Consider the following 18415-nt stretch of genomic DNA (forward strand, 5'->3'; position numbering starts at 1 on the left):
TAACGAAAAAGGGCCGGTTATCCGGCCCTTTTCTTTGCGCTTTCTCTTCCGTCTTACAGCTTCACCGGCTGAATGTGCCAGATTTCGTCCGCGTATTCCTGGATGGTGCGATCGGAGGAGAAGTAGCCCATGTTGGCAATATTCAGCACCGCGCGCCGCGTCCACTCGTCCTGATTGAGATACACCTCGTCCACCTTGTCCTGCGTATCCACGTAGCTGCGATAATCCGCCAGCAGCTGGTAGTGATCCCCCAGGTTCACCAACGAGTCGAACAGGTTGCTATAGCGCTTCGGTTCGTCCGGGCTGAACACGCCGGTGGCGATCTGCGTCAGCGCCTGATGCAGCTCGGGATCCTGCTCGTAGTATTGATGCGGGTTGTAACCGTTGCGGCGCAGTTCCTCTACCTGTTCGGCGGTATTGCCGAAGATAAAGATGTTCTCCTCCCCCACGTGCTCACGCATCTCGACGTTGGCGCCGTCCAGCGTACCGATGGTCAGCGCGCCGTTCAGCGCAAACTTCATGTTGCTGGTGCCTGAGGCTTCGGTGCCCGCCAGCGAGATCTGTTCCGACAGATCCGCCGCCGGGATAATGATCTGCGCCAGGCTGACGCCGTAGTTCGGAATGAACACCACCTTCAGTTGGGTATGCACGCGCGGATCGTTGTTGATCACTTTGGCCACGTCGTTGATCAAGCGGATGATCTGCTTGGCGGCATAGTAGGCCGAGGCCGCCTTGCCGGCGAAGATCACCACCCGCGGCACGCGCTCGATCTCCGGATCGTCCAGCAGGCGGTTATACAGCGTGATGACGTGCAACACGTTGAGCAGCTGCCGTTTGTACTCGTGGATGCGCTTGATCTGCACGTCGAACAGCGCATCCGGGTTGACCACCACGTTGAGCGTTTTGGCGATGTACAGCGCCAGCCGCTCCTTGTTCTGCCGCTTGGCGCGCTGCACCGCCTGCAGGAAACTCGGGTAATCGACGTTGGCTTTGATCTCGCTCAACTGGCTGAGATCGGTGCGCCAGGTTTGCCCGATGCAGTCGTCCAGCACCGCCGCCAGCGGCGGGTTGGCCAGCGCCAGCCAACGGCGCGGCGTCACCCCGTTGGTTTTGTTGCAGAAACGATTGGGGAACAGCCGGGCAAAGTCGGCGAACAGCGACTGCACCATCAGCTCGGAATGCAGGGCAGAAACGCCGTTGACCTTGTGGCTGGCCACCACTGCCAGCCACGCCATGCGCACCCGGCGGCCGTTGGTTTCATCGATGATCGAGACCCGCGCCAGCAGGTCGTTGTCGCCCGGCGCCACTTCCTGCACCATCTTGAGGAAGTGATCGTTGATTTCGAAAATCAGCTGCAGATGGCGCGGCAAGATGCGCCCTATCATGTCCAACGGCCAGGTTTCCAGCGCCTCGCTCATCAGCGTGTGGTTGGTGTAGGAAAACACCTGCTCCACCACTTCCCAGGCGTCGAGCCACTTGAATTTGTGCTCGTCGATCAGCCGGTGCATCAGTTCGGGAATCGACAGCACCGGGTGAGTGTCGTTGAGGTGAATGGCGATCTTGTCCGCCAGGTTGTCGAAGGTTTTGTGCATCAGCCAATGGCGGTTGAGGATGTCCTGCACCGTGGCCGACACCAGGAAATACTCCTGCCGCAGCCGCAGCTCGCGCCCGGAGGAGGTCGAGTCGTCCGGATACAGCACGCGCGACACGTTCTCCGAGTGGTTTTTATCCTCCACCGCGGCGAAATAATCGCCCTGGTTAAACTTGCCGAGGTTGATCTCGTTACTGGCCTGCGCGCTCCACAGCCGCAGGGTGTTGGTGGCGTCGGTGTCGAAACCGGGGATCACCTGATCGTAGGCGATGGCCACGATCTCTTCGGTCTCCAGCCAGCGGGCCTTGGCCCCCTCCTGCTGCACGCGGCCGCCAAAGCGCACCTTGTAGCGGGTGTTGTGGCGCGGAAACTCCCACGGATTGCCGTACTCCAGCCAATAGTCCGGCGACTCCATCTGCTGGCCGTTGACGATATTTTGCTTGAACATGCCGTACTCGTAGCGAATGCCGTAGCCGCGCCCCGGCAGCGCCAGCGTCGCCAGCGAATCGAGGAAGCAGGCCGCCAGGCGCCCCAGACCGCCGTTGCCGAGGCCAGGGTCGTTCTCTTCTTCCAGCAGTTCACCCAGGCTCAACCCCATTTCGTTCAGTGCGTTGTCGATGTCCTGATAGATGCCCATCGACAGCAGCGCGTTCGACAGGGTGCGGCCGATCAGGAACTCCATCGACAGGTAATACACCTGCCGCACGTCCTGCGACAGCTGGGCGCGGTTGGAGCGCAGCCAGCGTTCAACCATGCGATCGCGCACCGCGAACAGCACGGCGTTCAGCCAGTCGTGCCGGTTGGCGATGGCCGGATCCTTGCCGACGATAAACATCAGCTTATAGGCGATGGAGTGTTTCAGCGCTTCCACACTGACCGTAGGTGAGGTGTAACTAAACGGTGAAGTCATGGCTTTTTGATCCCTTTTAGGGAGCCCAGCCATTCGCCGCGGAATAGCTGGCCCCGCTGAACATGGACGCGGTATGCCGCGCCCCGACAATCAACCCAAACGGCTGCCCGCCGCGCGTCAACCCAAGACGCGAAACGCGGGCTACAAACGTTGATAAAGCGACAGATACTCTTTCGCCGCCACCGGCCAGCCGAAGTCCACGCTCATGGCGTGGCGCTGAACGTGGCGCCAGTGTTTCGGCCGGCTCCACAGCACCATGGCGCGGCGGATGGCGTTGCCCAGCGCGACGGCATCGCAATCGTCGAACACGAAGCCGCTGGCAGTGCCGTCGGCCAGATTTTCCAGCGCGCAGTCCACCACCGTGTCTGCCAGCCCGCCGGTGCGGCGCACCAGCGGCAGCGTGCCGTATTTCAGGCCGTAGAGCTGCGTCAGGCCGCAGGGCTCGAAGCGGCTCGGCACCAGAATCACGTCGGCACCGCCGATGATGCGGTGGGAGAAGGATTCGTGATAGCCGATCTGCACCCCAACCTGCTCGGGATAGTCGGCGGCGGCGGCCAGAAACGCCTGTTGCAGCACCGCGTCGCCGGCGCCCAGCAGCGCCAGCTGCCCGCCCTGCGCCAGCAGCTCAGGCAATGCCTGCAGCACCAGGTCCAGACCTTTTTGGCTGGTCAAGCGGCTCACTACCGCGAACACCGGCAGCGATTCGTCCACCTTCAGCCCCATGGCCTTTTGCAGATGCAGCTTGTTTTTGACCTTACTTTTCAGATCGTCGGCGTCGTAGCGGGTACTCAGCCGCGGGTCGTGGGCCGGATCCCAAATCTTGTCGTCCACCCCGTTGAGGATGCCGCTCAGCCGGCCCTGCCGCTGCCGTTCCTGCAGCAGCCCCTCCATGCCATAGCCGAACTCCGGCCGGGTGATCTCGCGCGCATAGGTCGGGCTAACGGCGGTCACGTGGTCGGCATAAAACAGCCCGGCCTTGAGGAACGACATCTGGCCGTAGAACTCCAGGCCATAAACGTCGTAAAACGACGCCGGCAGCCACAGCTCGGTCACATGATGGGCGGAGAACAGCCCCTGATAGGCCAGGTTGTGCACCGTGAACACCGAGCGCGCCGGGTGGCCGTTGGCGGCCAGATAGGCGCAGCTCAGGCCGGCGTGCCAGTCGTGGGCGTGCACCAGCTGCGGGCGCCAGTAGCGATCCAGCCCCTTGGCCAGCTCGCAGGCCATCCAGCCCAGCAGCGCAAAGCGGCGATGGTTGTCGGGGTAGGCGTACATGGATTGGTCGTGGTACGGGCTGCCCGGCCGGTCATACAGCCAGGGCGCATCGATGAGATAGATGCCCACGCCATGGTAGGTGCCGTAACGCAGGCCCACCCGGCCGGCGAACGAGTCGATTTCCGCCACCAGCACGGTGTCCGGAATGCCGTTGCGTACGTCAGGGAAAGCGGGCAATAGCACCCGAACATCGGCGCCTTCGGCGATTTGCGCCGCCGGCAGTGCGCCAACCACGTCTGCGAGTCCGCCCGTTTTCAGCAGGGGGAACATTTCAGAACATACGTGTAAGACCTGCATTATCACTCCTGAAAGTCGGCCGAAGGCCTCTGGATAAGAAATAAAGCAGGCTTGCCGCTGTTATGTTTGCCGCGTTGCGCAAGCCATCGAACCGTTCATCAGGCGGCAGGCTATCGTTCTGCCGCCCACGTTAACTCACAATTTTGACAACATTTCGCGCGTCACCAGCACGATGCCGCCTTCCGAGCGATAAAAGCGCTTGCTGTCCTCATCGGCGTTTTCCCCGATCACCATGCCCTCCGGAATGTGGCAGGCGCGGTCGATGATGCAGCGCCGCAGGCGGCAGGAACGGCCGACGTTCACGTCCGGCAACAATACGGTAGAGTCGATGGTACAGAACGAGTTCACTCGCACGCGCGGGAACAGCACCGAATGCACCACCACCGACCCGGACACGATGCAACCGCCGGACACCAGCGAGTTCATGGTCATGCCGTGGCTGCCGGAGCGATCCTGCACGAACTTGGCCGGCGGCAGCGGCTCCATGTGGGTGCGGATCGGCCAGGCGCGGTCGTACATGTCCAGCTCCGGCGTTACCGACGCCAGATCGAGGTTGGCGCGCCAGTAGGCGTCCAGCGTGCCCACGTCGCGCCAGTACGGCGGCAGATCGGGGTTGGAGGTCACGCAGGACAAGGTAAACGGATGCGCCCACGCCGCCTGTTGCGCGGTGATTTTCGGGATCAGATCCTTGCCGAAATCGTGGCTGGAGCCGGGAGTCGACATATCCTCTTCCAGCAGCTGGAACAGGTAGGCGGCATTAAAAATATAGATGCCCATGCTGGCCAGCGACATATCCGGGTTGCCCGGCATCGCCGGCGGATCGGCGGGTTTCTCCAGGAACTCGATAATGCGGTCGCTTTCATCCACCTTCATCACGCCGAATTCGCCGGCTTCGCTGCGCGGCACCGGCAGGCAGGCCACGGTGCACTGGGCCCCCTTCTCGACGTGGTCGATCAGCATGCGCGAGTAATCCATCTTGTAGATATGGTCGCCCGCCAGGATCACCACGTATTCGGCCTCATAGCGGCGGATGATGTCCAGATTCTGGTAGACCGCGTCGGCGGTGCCTTTGTACCAATGTTCGGTGCTGAGGCGTTGCTGGGCCGGCAGCAGGTCGACGAACTCGTTCATTTCCTCGTTGAGGAACGACCAGCCGCGCTGAATGTGCTGCACCAGCGTGTGCGACTGGTATTGGGTGATCACGCCGATGCGGCGGATGCCGGAGTTCAGGCAGTTCGACAGGGCGAAATCGATGATGCGGAATTTGCCGCCAAAGTGGACGGCGGGCTTGGCGCGGGTGGAGGTCAAATCTTTCAGGCGCGAGCCGCGGCCGCCGGCCAGGATCAGCGCTACGGATTTAATCGGCAGCTGGCGCGCCAACATCAGGGGGTCTTTATTTTCAAACCTAACCATAGCGGACTCCTTTTATTATTTCCGTACCAGAACGCAAAGCGAGCGCGCGTCCTGGTGCCAGGCGGGTAACACCGCCCGTGAGTCTTCCTGAGTGAACGGAGCGACAACCTGCCAATCGCCTTCCGGCAACCTCATCTCCACCGTTTGCGGCGTGGCGTTAACCAGCAGCAGCCAGCGCTGCGACAGCAGGATCTGCATAAGCAGATCGCCTTGCTCCCACTGCTGCGCATCGAGCGCCTGCCCTTGTGCGTTCAGCCACTGCACGCTGCCGTCGTCCTGCTGCCACCAGCGGTCCTGTTGCAACGCGGGGATCCGGCGGCGCAGCGCGATCAGCGCCGCGACGTAATCGGTCAGCGCGTCATCCGCCGTGGACCAGTCGAGCCAGGTGGTGGCGTTGTCCTGACAATAGGCGTTGTTGTTCCCCTGCTGGCTGTGTCCCTGTTCATCGCCGGCCAGCAGCATCGGCGTTCCCTGGGACAGCAACAGCGTGGCGAGCATCGCCCGCTGGCTGGCCCTGCGGCGTTGCACAATGGCGTCGTCGGCGACCAGGCCTTCCACGCCGTGGTTGTTGCTGAAATTACGATCGCTGCCGTCGCGGTTGCCTTCGCCGTTCGGCTGATTGTGTTTCTCGTTGAAGCTGACCACGTCCTGCAGGGTAAAACCGTCATGGGCGGTCAGCATGTTGACGGTGGCGTAAGGCGCTCGCCCGCGCTGGTTGTACACATCGCTGGAGGCGGCAAAACGCCGGGCGAACTGGCCGAGCGACACGCCGCTCTGCAGCCAGAAACGGCGCATGTCGTCGCGGTAATGGTCGTTCCATTCGGCGAAGCGGCCGGGAAACGCCCCCACCTGATAGCCGCCGGGGCCAACGTCCCAGGGTTCGGCTATCAGCTTGCAGCGCGACAGCACATCGTCCGCCAGCATCGCCTGGAACAGCGGCGCATCGCGATCGAACCCCGGCGTGCGGCCGAGCACGCTGCCCAGATCGAAGCGGAAGCCGTCGACGTGGCACTCCCGCACCCAAAAATGCAGGCAGTCCATCACCCAGGCCACGCCCTGCGGCTGATCGAGCCGCAGGGTATTGCCGCAGCCGGTGTCGTTGACGTAGTCCCCTTCCGGCGTCAGCCAGTAGTAGCTCTGGTTGTCGATGCCGCTCAGCGACAGCATCGGCCCGTCCATATCCAGCTCGGCGCTGTGGTTGAACACCACGTCGAGGATCACCTCGATGCCGGCTTGATGCAGCGCCTTGACCGCATCGCGAAATTCGTTCAGCGGCGTGCCGTCGGTGCTCAGGCTGGCGTAGCGGTTGTCCGGCGCATAGGGCGCCAGCACGTTATAGCCCCAGTAGTTGATCAGCCCCAGCCGCTGCAGACGCGGTTCGGAGGTATGTTGCTGCACCGGCAGCAGTTCCAGCGCGGTGATGCCGAGGCGTTTGAAGTGGGCGATCATCACCGGGTGCCCCAGCGCGGCGAAGCTGCCGCGCAGCGCCGGCGGGATCTTCGGGTGCAGCAGCGTCAGGCCGCGTACGTGCGCTTCGTAAATCACCGTCTGCCCCCAGGGCGTGGCGGGCGGGCGATCGTCCTGCCAGTCATAGCATTGGTCCACCACCACGCATTTCGGCATCAGCTCGGCGCTGTCGTGCGGATCCGGCCGATCGTAACCGCCGTGCAGGTGCGGGTGGTCCGCCACCGGCCCTTCCACCGCGCGCGCGGCCGGATCGAGCGCCAGCTTGTTGGGGTTGAACCGCTGTCCGTTCGCCGGGTCGAACGGGCCGTAGACCCGGTAACCGTAACGTTGTCCCGGCTTGCCGCCCGGCAAATAGCCATGCCAGATATCGCCGCTGCGCGCCGGCAGCGGCAGGCGCACCTCACGCTGCTGGCCGTCGAACAGGCACAGCTCCACCCGCTCGGCGTGCGCCGAGTACAGGGTAAAATTGATGCCTTCGCCGTCGTAATGCGCGCCCAGCGGCGCGGCGAGGCCGGCCGTCAGCTCCGTCATGGCGCCTCCCGCAGCAGATAAATGGTCGCCAGCGGCGGCAGCGTCACGCAGATGGAAAAGTCGCGGCCGTGGCTGCCGACCGCTTCGGAAGAGACCCGCCCCTGATTGCCGGCGTTGCTGCCGTGATAGTGGTGCGAATCGGTATTGAGGATCTCGCGATAGTCGCCGGCGCGGGAGAGGCCGATGCGGTAGCGGTAGCGCGGCACCGGGGTAAAGTTGCTGATGGCGATCAGCTCATTGCCCTGCGAATCGTAGCGCGCGAACGCGAACACCGAGTTGTCGTGATCGTCGACCACCAGCCACTCGAAGCCGTCCGGGCGATAGTCACGCTCATACAGCGGCGCCTGCTGCCGGTAGCAGTGGTTCAGATCGCGCACCAGCCGCTGCACGCCGTTGTGCCAGTTATCCAGCCCTTCCAGCAAATGCCAATCGAGGCTGGTATCGAAATTCCACTCGCGCCCCTGCGCAAACTCGCAGCCCATAAACAGCAGCTTTTTGCCCGGATGCGCCCACATAAACCCGTAGTAGGCGCGCAGGTTGGCGAACTTTTGCCAGGCGTCGCCCGGCATGCGGTCGAGGATCGATTTTTTGCCGTGCACCACTTCATCGTGCGAGATCGGCAGCACGAAGTTCTCGGTATAGGCATACAGCATGCCGAAGGTCATCTGGTTGTGGTGATACTTACGGTGCACCGGATCGCACTTCATGTAATTGAGCGTGTCGTGCATCCAGCCGAGGTTCCATTTGTAGTGGAACCCCAGACCGTTGGCGTCCGGCGGCAGGGTGACGCCGGGGTAGTCGGTGGACTCCTCCGCCAACGTCACCGCGCCCGGCTGCGCCTGGCCGATAGTCTGGTTGGTATAACGCAGGAAGGCGATCGCCTCCAGGTTCTCGTTGCCGCCGTAGTAATTCGGCACCCACTCGCCGTCGGCGCGGCTGTAGTCGCGATAGATCATCGACGCCACCGCATCGACCCGCAGCGCGTCGATGCCGAAGCGCTCCAGCCAATACAGCGCGTTGCCCGCCAGGTAGTTGCGCACCTCGTGGCGGCCGTAGTTGTAGATCAGCGTATTCCAGTCCTGATGGAAGCCCTCGCGCGGATCGGCGTATTCGTACAGCGCCGTGCCGTCGAAGTTTGCCAGGCCGTAGGCGTCGCTCGGGAAGTGCCCCGGCACCCAGTCGAGGATCACGTTGATGCCCGCCTCATGCGCCGCCGCCACGAACGCCCTGAAATCGGCCGGCGTGCCGAAGCGCCGGGTCGGCGCATACAGCCCCAGCGGCTGGTAGCCCCAGCTGCCGTCGAACGGGTGCTCGTTGATCGGCAGCAGCTCGATATGGGTGAATCCCATGTCCTTCACATAGTCGATAAGCTGCACCGCCAGCTCGCCGTAGCTGAGCCAGAAGTGGTTGTCGGTGTGGCGACGCCATGAGCCGAGATGCACCTCGTAGATAGCGATCGGCTGGTCAAAATCGTTGGCGCGGCGGCGCGCCTGCGTCGACGGCACCACCTCCGGCAGCGGCGCCACCAGCGAGGCGGTGTCCGGGCGCATCTGCGCCTCGAAGGCGTAAGGATCGGCTTTCAGCTGGGTATTGCCGTAGCAATCGACGATTTCATATTTGTACAGCTGGCCGGCCCGCACGCCGGGCAGGAACAGCTCCCAGATGCCGTTTTCACGCCGCAAACGCATCGGATGGCGGCGGCCGTCCCAGAAGTTGAACTCCCCCACCACCGAGACGCGCTGGGCGTTAGGCGCCCAAACGGCAAAGCTGACGCCGTCGACGCCATCCAGCGTGGCGAGGTGAGCCCCCAGGCGTTCATAGGGGCGCAGGTGCGTGCCCTCGGCCAGCAGCCAGCTGTCGATGTCCTGCAGCAGCGGGCCGAACCGGTAGGGATCGTCGACAGTCTGTTGGTGATCGCGCCAGCTGACCTGCAGCTGATAGCGGAAAGGATTTTTGCGCCGCGGCACCACGGCGCTGAAGAAGCCGCGCGGATCGTCGCAGTTCAGCTGCGCCAACCGCCGGCCGGTTTGCTGCTCAATCAGCCAAACCTCGGTGGCGTCCGGCAGCAGCGCACGCACCTGCAGACCGTTATCGGTCGCATGCATGCCAAGCAGAGCAAAGGGATCGGCGTAATGGCCGGAGATGATCTGATCAATCACGTCACGATCGGGAAGTACAGGCATAGTCTTCTTCCTTAGATTAACAGCATGATCTAAGCACGGCTTGTTGGTTATTCCTTGGCCGTTTTGGTCATCATGCAATGCATTCGGACTCTAAAGCGTGATTGCGGTCGGTTATTGACCAATCTTTACTCTGCCGACCTGAATTTCGCTCTTTATGCTTATTTTTTGAAATATTTCAGTCATGGTGAAAAATTGTTCGCCCATGCGTTAAGCATAGCCAATGTCTGTTAAAAACTGCTCAGCATTGCTCAGGAAAATTCTTCATTAAGAAAACTGCCAGCCCGCCGGCTTCTGCATGCGGCGGCCGACGAGGAGATATGCGGGGTGGAGCCCGGTGAAACGAGGCTTGCGGTGACGTTGCCCGGCGCGGTGCGCGGCGAACAAAAAAGCGGAAAATGAGGCTTTAGGGGGCTGAAATCAGCCAGCCCCCAGGAAGTGCGGGTTTACAACAGGATACGCAGCATGCGGCGCAGCGGCTCGGCCGCGCCCCACAGCAGCTGGTCGCCCACGGTGAACGCCGACAGGTACTCCGGCCCCATATTCAGCTTGCGCAGACGGCCGACCGGCGTATTCAGCGTACCGGTCACCGCCGCCGGCGTCAGTTCGCGCATGGTCAGCTCGCGGTCGTTCGGGATCACGCGCACCCAGTCATTGTGCGTCGCCAGCATCTGCTCGATTTCCGGCAGCGACACGTCTTTTTTCAGCTTCAGGGTGAACGCCTGGCTGTGGCAGCGCAGCGCGCCGACGCGCACGCACAGGCCATCGACCGGGATCACGCTCCCGGTGTTCAGAATCTTGTTGGTTTCCGCCTGGCCTTTCCACTCTTCACGGCTCTGGCCGTTGTCGAGCTGCTTGTCGATCCACGGGATCAGGCTGCCGGCCAACGGCACGCCGAAGTTATCGGTCGGCAGTTTGCCGCTGCGGGTGGCCTCGGTCACCTTGCGCTCGATATCCAAAATGGCGGAAGCCGGGTCCTGCAGTTCCTTCGCCACGTCGGCGTGCAACATGCCCATTTGGGTCAGCAGTTCGCGCATGTGGCGCGCGCCGCCGCCGGAGGCCGCCTGGTAGGTGGCGACCGACGCCCACTCCACCAAATCGTTGGCGAACAGACCGCCGAGCGACATCAGCATCAGGCTGACGGTGCAGTTGCCGCCGACGAAGGTTTTGATACCTTTGTCCAGGCCCTGCTGAATCACCGCGTGGTTGACCGGATCCAGGATGATGATGGCATCGTCCTGCATGCGCAGCGACGAGGCCGCGTCGATCCAATAACCCTGCCAACCGCTGGCGCGCAGCTTAGGATACACTTCGTTGGTATAATCGCCGCCCTGACAGGTAATAATGATATCGAGCGCGCTCAGCGCGTCGATGTCATACGCATCCTGCAGCGTGCCCTGCTGGCCGCCGAAGGCCGGCGCGGCAGAACCGTGCTGCGAGGTGGAGAAAAAGACCGGGCGAATGGCGTCGAAATCGCGCTCTTCCGTCATGCGTTGCATGAGAACCGAGCCGACCATTCCGCGCCAACCGATGAAACCAACGTTTTTCATAATATCTGTTTCCCGCCCGGATAAGGGCTATGTAGGTGATAACGAGTTGTGTGCAATATCTCCTCACCTTACAAAATGTCGGCGCGGGCGCAAAGTGAATTTATTCGATGGCTGAGGATTTCTCAGCAATCCTTCTTATAGGCAAGGACGCGGCCAGAAAGGCCGAGGCGTTTTCCCGATCACGAGGTCACCATGACAGAGATGATTTCCGCTACGGTATTGCTGTTTTTAATTATGGATCCGCTGGGCAATCTGCCAATTTTCATGTCGGTGCTCAAGCACCTGGAGCCGCGCAGGCGCCGGGTGGTGCTGATCCGCGAGCTGTTGATCGCCCTGCTGCTGATGCTGATTTTCCTGTTCGCCGGCGAGAAAATTCTGGCGTTCCTCAACCTGCGCACCGAAACCGTCTCCATTTCCGGCGGCATCATCCTGTTTCTGATCGCCATCAAGATGATTTTCCCGTCTCAGGAGGGCAACAGTTCGGGGCTGTCCGCCGGCGAAGAGCCCTTCCTGGTGCCGCTGGCGATCCCGCTGGTGGCCGGGCCGTCGATTCTTGCAGCGCTGATGCTGCTGTCGCACCAGTATCCGCACCAGCTGCCCCATCTGGTGGCGGCGCTGTTAATCGCCTGGGGTCTCTCTGCGGCCATTTTGCTGATGTCGAACCTGTTCCTGCGCCTGCTGGGCAGCAAAGGCGTCAGCGCGCTGGAGCGGTTGATGGGGCTGATTCTGGTGATGCTGTCGACCCAGATGTTCCTGGACGGCGTGCGGGCTTACATGAAGCTGTAGGCGCCTGGCGGCGCCGACAACGGCCCGCGCTTAGCGGGCGGTGATGCGGTTGATGCAGGCGAGCGTGTCGGCGACCACGCCGTCCAGCGGCTGGTTGATGTCGATCGCCTGCACATCCGGCTCCTGCTCGCCCGGCTCTTCCAGCGTGGCGAACTGCGAAACCAGCATCTGCGGTTTGAAGAAGTGGCCTTTGCGCTGTTTCAGGCGCTCCTCAATCACCGTTTTATCCCCTTTCAGGTAGAGGAAATGCAGGTTGCGATTGCCTTCGCGCAGGCGGTCGCGATAGCTTTTTTTCAGCGCCGAGCAGACCAGCAGCGACACCGGATTGGTGCGTTGCATGGCGAAGATGGCGTCGTTGAGCGCAGCCAGCCACGGAGCGCGATCGTTGTCGTCCAGCGCATGCCCGGCGGCCATTTTGTTGATGTTGGCGCGCGGGTGCAGGTAATCGCCGTCCAGCATGGCGGCATCGGCTTCCCGGGCGACGGCGCTGGCCACGGCGGATTTACCGCTGCCGGACACCCCCATCAGGATAAATACGTGATTCTGCGGATTACTCATTGTGTCATGCCCTTATGGGAACTGGCGCGAGCGCGCCAAATGCGTCCCAACTGATAAAGATACTCTGGAACGCCGACGCCCCGCAGGGCGTCGGATAACGATTATACGACCGTCGCCAGCAGCAGGCAGCCCACCAGGCCGCACACCGAGATGATGGTTTCCAGCACCGACCAGGATTTGATGGTTTCCATGATGCTCAGGTTGAAGTACTCCTTGAACAACCAGAAGCCCGGATCGTTAACGTGCGAGAAGATAACGCTGCCGGAACCGACCGCAATCACCATCAGCTCAGGGCTGACGCCGGTGGTGGCGATCAGCGGGGCGACGATGCCGCCGGCGGTGATCGCCGCCACGGTGGCGGAACCCAGCGCCAGACGCAGCGCGGCGGCGATCGACCAGGCCATCAGGATCGGCGAAACGTTGCTGCCTTCCATCAGGCCGGCGATGTACTGCTCGACGCCGCTGTCCACCAGCACCTGTTTGAAGGCGCCGCCACCGCCGATGATCAACAGCATCATGGCGATGATTTTAATCGAGTCGGTGATGGTGCCCATCACTTCATCCATGGTGCGGCCGCGGTTCAGGCCGAAGGTGAAGATAGCGATCAGCACGGCGATCAGGGTCGCCATCACCGGGTCGCCGAAGAACTCGGCGAAGCGCAGCAGGCTGTGGCCCTTCGGCAACACCATTTCAGCCACCGCGCGCAGCGCCATCAGGATCACCGGCACCAGCGACGTGGCGACGCTGACGCCAAAGCTCGGCATCTCTGCTTCGGTAAAAGTTTTCGGGTTGTACAGGCCTTCCGGCACCGGCTTGTCGATGCCTTTCAGGAAGCGGGCATAAACCGGGCCGGCCAGGATCACCGTCGGGATCGCCAGCAGCGTGCCGTACAACAGGGTTTTACCCATGTCGGCATGGAAGATGGTGGCGATGGCCGTCGGGCCCGGGTGCGGCGGCAGGAAGCCGTGGGTCACCGACAGCGCGGCGGCCATCGGCACGCCGACGTACAGCAGCGGGATGCGCGCGGAGGCGGCGATGGTGAACACCAGCGGCAGCAGCAGCACGAAGCCCACTTCGTAGAACAACGCGAAGCCGACGGTGAAGCCGGTCAGCACCACCGCCCATTGAATATGTTTTCTGCCGAACTTGTCGATCAGCGTGGTGGCGATGCGCTGTGCGCCGCCGCAGTCCGCCAGCAGTTTGCCGAGCATGGCGCCGAAGCCCATGATCAGCGCCAGGCTGCCCAACGTGCCGCCCACGCCGGCCTTGATGGAGCCGATGACCTTATCGACCGGCATACCCTGTGCGATCCCGACCGCCAGAGCAACCAGCACCAGAGAGATAAAGCCGTTCAGCTTGAAGCGGATCATCAGCAGCAGCAGCAGCGCTACGCCGCCTGCAACAATCACTAATGGCATAATTTTTCTCCAACCTTTTATCGCGACTCTCTTTACGATAGGCGTAAAGCGTGCGGTTGTTTTATTTTTAGGCTCTTTCCCGGTGTTTAAGAAGAGCTGTAGGTGTTGTTGATTCAGAGGTTCAGTCTTGCAGCAAGATGACCGCACGCTCGTTGTTACCGGTATCATGATACCGGTAACAACATGAGCGCCGGAACCGGGTAAGCGGCTAAAATTCGCGTTCTGGGACAGAGATCAAACTTATGCCGGCAACGACCGGCGGGCTTACAGGCGGGATAACCCGCGCGCCTCAGGGCGCGCTGCAAAAAGAAAGGGTGTTAAAACAGAACGTTAAAATGGCTCAGATACTGCCGCCGGGGATCACGGTGAAACCGACGTCCACCATGCGCGGGCACACCGTTTCGCCGCGCAGCCGGGCCAGCAAGCGCTCGGCACCGATCTGCCCCATGCGTTCGCGCGGCGTCAGCACGCTGGCCAGCTTAGGCACCATCACCTGGCCGATATCATGGCCGTGGAAACCGGCGATCGCCATGTCCTGCGGGATCGACAGCCCCTGCCGCTGGCACTCGAAGGCCGCGCCGATCGCCAGGTCATCGTTGGTGCAGAAGATACTGTCGATCTGCGGATAGTCGCGCTGCGCCAGGCGCAGCAGCTCGCCGCCGGCGGAATAGGAGGAAGAACGCGCGGTCATGATGCTGTAAGGCTCCAGGCCGGATTCGCGCATCGCCTGCTCATACCCCTGCTGCTTGATGAGGGTACGTTCATCCTGACGGGCACCGAAATAGACCACGTGGCGGTGGCCGTGCGCGATGATCTGCTGGGTCATCTGGCGCGCCGCCTCGAAGTTGTTGAAGCCCACCGCCAGATCGATGCACGGCGAGACGCAGTCCATCAGCTCCACCACCGGAATGCCCGCCACCTCGATCATTTTCAGGGTGCGCGCCGTGTGATGGCGCTCAGACAGGATCAGGCCGTCGATATTGTAAGAAAGCAGCGAGGTCAGACGCTCTTCTTCACGCTCCGGCAGGTAGCCATAGTGCGCCAGCATAGTCTGGTAGTTGTGCGCGTCGGTGACGCTTTCGATGCCGCGCAGCACTTCGGCGAACACCTGGTTGGTCAGCGACGGCAACAGCACGCCAATCGCCCGGCTGGTGGCGTTGGAGAGGATGTCCGGCGCGCGGTTGGGGATGTAACCCAGCTCATCCAGCGCGACGGCGATTTTTTGCTGCAGGGCGGCAGAAACCTGGTCGGGATTGCGCAGATAACGGCTCACCGTCATCTTGGTCACGCCCACCTTGTCCGCCACATCCTGGAGTACCGGCCGTTTTTTCTTCATTATCAATGAACTGACTAACCGTGAATGGGCAGTCATTTTAGCAAAAAAAACGGCGGGCCGATATTGTCGGTTATGCGACGGCCAACGCAAAAAGGGCTCACAGCGTGAGCCCTTCATACGGTGACAAAGGGGAAAAAGCGTGGTTTTTCCCCTTTGTGATTGTCAGCCGAAAATCAATAAATTGATTTTCCTTGTTTTTATATGCTGCCGGCTTTCAGGCGGGCAACGTCATCAGGCTTGTCGTTAACCTCAAGGGCTCACAGCGTGAGCCCTTGAAATTTACCGCTTAATCACACCGGCGGCAGATCGAACAGCAGGATTTCGCTCTCTTCGTCGGCCTGGATCGTCAACGCCGATTCATCCCACACCGCGAATGCGTCGCTGATGCCGGCGGCCTGGCCGTTGACCGAGACCTTGCCGCGCACCACCTGGATCCAAATGCGACGGCCGGCGGCGATCGGGTACTCACCCTGTTCGCCTTTATTCAGCGCCCAACGCGACAGCGTCATATCCTGGAACACCTTCAGCGAACCGTCGCGCGCATCCGGCGACAGCACCAGCTGACGGCCCTGCGGCGCGTCGAACATGCGCTGCTCGTAGCGCGGCTCCAGCCCGACCTGATCCGGAATGATCCAAATCTGGTACAGGTGCAACGGACGATCCTGATTGGCGTTGTACTCGGAGTGACGCACCCCGGTGCCTGCGCTCATGATCTGGAATTCGCCGGCCTGGATCTGCTCCTTGTTGCCCATGCTGTCCTGATGTTCCACCGTGCCGCTCAGCACGTAGGTCAGGATTTCCATATCTTTATGCGGATGGGTACCGAAACCCTGCCCCGCGTCGATCACGTCTTCGTTGATCACACGCAGCGCCGAGAACCCCATAAAGTTCGGATCGTAGTAGTCGGCAAAAGAGAAGGTGTGCCAGCTATCCAGCCAGCCATGATTGGCGTGGCCGCGGTCTTCCGCTTTACGTACATAAATCATATTCAACTCTCCTCAATGTTTTTTTACAGTCTAGTCCTGCGGGCAGAATAAGAAAGCGTAAAAAACTCATGCCTCTGTTCAAAAATTTCGATGGAATGAAGCGGCAGATGGGCAACGGATTTGTTGAAGGCGGAAGCGGTTGAAAAAGGGCAAAAAAAAAGCCAGCACCCGAGCTGGCTAAGTAAACACTGGAAGCAATGTGAGCAATGTCGTGCCTTCGCAGCGAGAGTATCAAGGGTTGATGCCCTCCCCGGAACGCATCGCAATAATAATCATTATCATTCGCATCTGTAAAGCGTTTTTTTTGACCCGTTCAAATAATATTGACTCAAGGCAGTAAACGGATAAATTCAGAGGTTATTCAACCGGTAAGCAACAGGAGCAGCGAGATGAGCGAGATCGTGATACGCCACGTGGAAACGACGGATGCGCAAGCCCTGCATCATCTTTATTCTCAGACGCCCGTCTATCGCGATACGCTGCAGCTCCCGCTACCGTCCGTCGAGTCCTGGCAGAAGCGCCTCGCCAATCCCGAGCCGGGTACGCATAACCTGGCGGCCTTCATCGACGGGCAGCTTGCTGGCCAGCTGGCCGTCATGCTGAATCAGCGCGTGCGCCGCCGCCACGTGGCAACCTTCGGCATCGGCGTCGATCCTCGCTACCACGGCAAAGGCGTTGGCAGCCGCCTGATGCAGGCGATGATAGACCTGTGCGACAACTGGGCGGCCATCGAGCGCATCGAGCTGACGGTGTTCACCGACAACCCGGCGGCCATTGCGCTGTACCGCAAATTCGGTTTCGAGATAGAGGGCACCAGCCGCGCCTATGCCATGCGCGACGGCGTGCTGGTCGACGCCTACCATATGGCGCGTTTGCGCTCCGGGCAGCCGCACGGCGATGCGTAATCGCCCTTACCCACAGGGGCCGCTGCGCCGGCCCCTGTGCATCAACCGCCGAACCTTTTTACAAGCGCTGGCCGGCCTGACCGCCGCCGTCGGCATATTCTCTCCTCTCACCCCGTTAGGTGCCGCTATGCCAACTTCCGCCGCCGGGCGCCCAGGCGCCCGCAACCTGATTACCGATGTGCCGGGCCTGAAGGTCGGCGTAGCGCAAGACAGCCGGGTGCGTACCGGCACGACGGTTATCCTGCCGGACAGCCCGGCGATCGCCGCCGTGGACGTGCGCGGCGGCGGCCCCGCCACCCGGGAAACCGACGCGCTGGGTGAAGACAATTTGGTACAGACCGTCGATGCGCTGACGTTCAGCGGCGGCTCGGTTTACGGCCTGGCGGCGGCGGACGGCGTCGCAGCCTGGCTGGGGCAACAGGGCCGAGGCTACGCGCTGCGCCCGGCCCCCGGCGTGCCGGTATCCCCTATCGTGCCCACCGCCTGCCTGTACGATCTGGCCAACGGCGGCGACAAAAACTGGCAGCTCACGCCGCCGTATCGCCAACTGGGCATCGATGCGGTCGGCAAGGCCGGATTGGACTTTCCGCTGGGCACCGTCGGCGCCGGCTACGGTGCCATGACCGGCATGGGTAAGCTGAAAGGCGGCCTCGGCTCGGCATCTATCATTGCCGCCAATGGCGCTACCGTCGGCGCACTGGTGGCGGTCAACAGTTTGGGTGCGGTGGTCGCACCCGGCACCCGCGCCTTCTGGGCGACCCCCTATGAAATTGACGGTGAATTCGGCAACGGCGGCGCAGCGGCGCTGGCACAACTGCGCGCGCAGGGCGAAGATTGGATGGAACAAGAGCCGCAGGGCGGCAGAAAGAACACCACCCTGGCCTGCATCGCCACCGACCTGGCGCTGACGCGGGTGGAGTTGAAACGGGTGGCCATCATGGCGCAAGACGGCATGGCGCGCGCCATCCGCCCGCTGCACAGCCCGTTTGACGGCGACGTAGTGTTCGCCCTGTCCACCGGGCAGCGCGAGGTTCAGGGCAGCCGCGAACTGGCGGTGCTACAGATCGGCGCGCTGGCGGCGGACACCCTGGCCCGGGCGATCGCCCGTGGCGTACATGCCGCCACGCCGTGGCCCGGCAGCCAGGTCGCAACCTGGCAAACGCTCGGCGGCTAACACGCCGCCACCAAAAAAGGGGCGCTGGCGCCCCTTAA

Annotated in this window: 13 protein-coding genes; 3 read left to right on the forward strand and 10 right to left on the reverse strand. The window is 61.9% G+C overall.

Going from position 1 to position 18415, the window contains the following annotated elements:
* Window positions 1–53 precede the first annotated feature (53 nt).
* The 6 genes from glgP to asd all read right to left on the reverse strand — a co-directional run bounded on the left by glgP (window position 54) and on the right by asd (window position 11214).
* Window positions 54–2501 carry a glycogen phosphorylase gene (gene glgP / locus ACUXAC_RS23680; RefSeq protein WP_055311829.1) on the reverse strand — a complete coding sequence of 816 codons (2448 nt, stop codon included), beginning with the start codon at window positions 2499–2501 and terminating at the stop codon, window positions 54–56.
* A 141-nt stretch (window positions 2502–2642) separates the two neighbouring features.
* Complete coding sequence (gene glgA, locus ACUXAC_RS23685; protein WP_049202834.1) at window positions 2643–4073, reverse strand: glycogen synthase GlgA; 1431 nt, start codon at window positions 4071–4073, stop codon at window positions 2643–2645.
* A 135-nt stretch (window positions 4074–4208) separates the two neighbouring features.
* Window positions 4209–5486: a glucose-1-phosphate adenylyltransferase gene (gene glgC / locus ACUXAC_RS23690; protein ID WP_004930810.1), complete on the reverse strand. Its 1278-nt coding sequence runs from the start codon at window positions 5484–5486 to the stop codon at window positions 4209–4211.
* 15 nt (window positions 5487–5501) lie between these two features.
* Window positions 5502–7484 (reverse strand): glycogen debranching protein GlgX, encoded by a 1983-nt coding sequence (gene glgX / locus ACUXAC_RS23695; protein ID WP_060424485.1) that lies wholly within the window; start codon window positions 7482–7484, stop codon window positions 5502–5504.
* Window positions 7481–9667 carry a 1,4-alpha-glucan branching protein GlgB gene (gene glgB / locus ACUXAC_RS23700; protein ID WP_060441400.1) on the reverse strand — a complete coding sequence of 729 codons (2187 nt, stop codon included), beginning with the start codon at window positions 9665–9667 and terminating at the stop codon, window positions 7481–7483. Before glgB ends, glgX begins: the two co-directional genes overlap by 4 nt.
* A gap of 443 nt (window positions 9668–10110) precedes the next feature.
* Window positions 10111–11214 (reverse strand): aspartate-semialdehyde dehydrogenase, encoded by a 1104-nt coding sequence (asd, locus tag ACUXAC_RS23705; RefSeq protein WP_016930397.1) that lies wholly within the window; start codon window positions 11212–11214, stop codon window positions 10111–10113.
* 192 nt (window positions 11215–11406) lie between these two features.
* Here asd and ACUXAC_RS23710 point away from each other — a divergent pair, with 192 nt between their 5' ends.
* Window positions 11407–12000 carry a YhgN family NAAT transporter gene (locus ACUXAC_RS23710; protein WP_025159894.1) on the forward strand — a complete coding sequence of 198 codons (594 nt, stop codon included), beginning with the start codon at window positions 11407–11409 and terminating at the stop codon, window positions 11998–12000.
* Between the two features lie 30 nt (window positions 12001–12030).
* On the opposite strand, the gene gntK is transcribed toward ACUXAC_RS23710, so the two are convergent.
* The 4 genes from gntK to ACUXAC_RS23730 form a co-directional block, all read right to left on the reverse strand.
* A complete protein-coding gene (gene gntK, locus ACUXAC_RS23715; protein WP_033649350.1) occupies window positions 12031–12558 on the reverse strand; it encodes a gluconokinase in 528 nt (175 codons plus the stop codon).
* A 101-nt stretch (window positions 12559–12659) separates the two neighbouring features.
* Window positions 12660–13976, reverse strand: a complete 1317-nt coding sequence (gene gntT, locus ACUXAC_RS23720) for a gluconate transporter (RefSeq protein WP_033636339.1) — start codon at window positions 13974–13976, stop codon at window positions 12660–12662.
* Window positions 13977–14316: 340 nt separating this feature from the next.
* Window positions 14317–15312: a gluconate operon transcriptional repressor GntR gene (gntR, locus tag ACUXAC_RS23725; protein WP_060424481.1), complete on the reverse strand. Its 996-nt coding sequence runs from the start codon at window positions 15310–15312 to the stop codon at window positions 14317–14319.
* Window positions 15313–15602: 290 nt separating this feature from the next.
* Window positions 15603–16298, reverse strand: a complete 696-nt coding sequence (locus tag ACUXAC_RS23730; protein WP_038873615.1) for a pirin family protein — start codon at window positions 16296–16298, stop codon at window positions 15603–15605.
* 389 nt (window positions 16299–16687) lie between these two features.
* Here ACUXAC_RS23730 and ACUXAC_RS23735 point away from each other — a divergent pair, with 389 nt between their 5' ends.
* Together ACUXAC_RS23735 and ACUXAC_RS23740 are read left to right on the forward strand one after the other, a co-directional pair.
* On the forward strand, window positions 16688–17203 hold the full coding sequence (locus ACUXAC_RS23735) for a GNAT family N-acetyltransferase (RefSeq protein ID WP_060441401.1): 516 nt from the start codon (window positions 16688–16690) through the stop codon (window positions 17201–17203).
* Window positions 17196–18377 carry a P1 family peptidase gene (locus ACUXAC_RS23740; protein WP_060441402.1) on the forward strand — a complete coding sequence of 394 codons (1182 nt, stop codon included), beginning with the start codon at window positions 17196–17198 and terminating at the stop codon, window positions 18375–18377. The genes ACUXAC_RS23735 and ACUXAC_RS23740 overlap by 8 nt, the downstream gene beginning before the upstream one ends.
* Window positions 18378–18415 lie beyond the last annotated feature (38 nt).

Source organism: Serratia sp. 121840015-1, assembly GCF_053627655.1.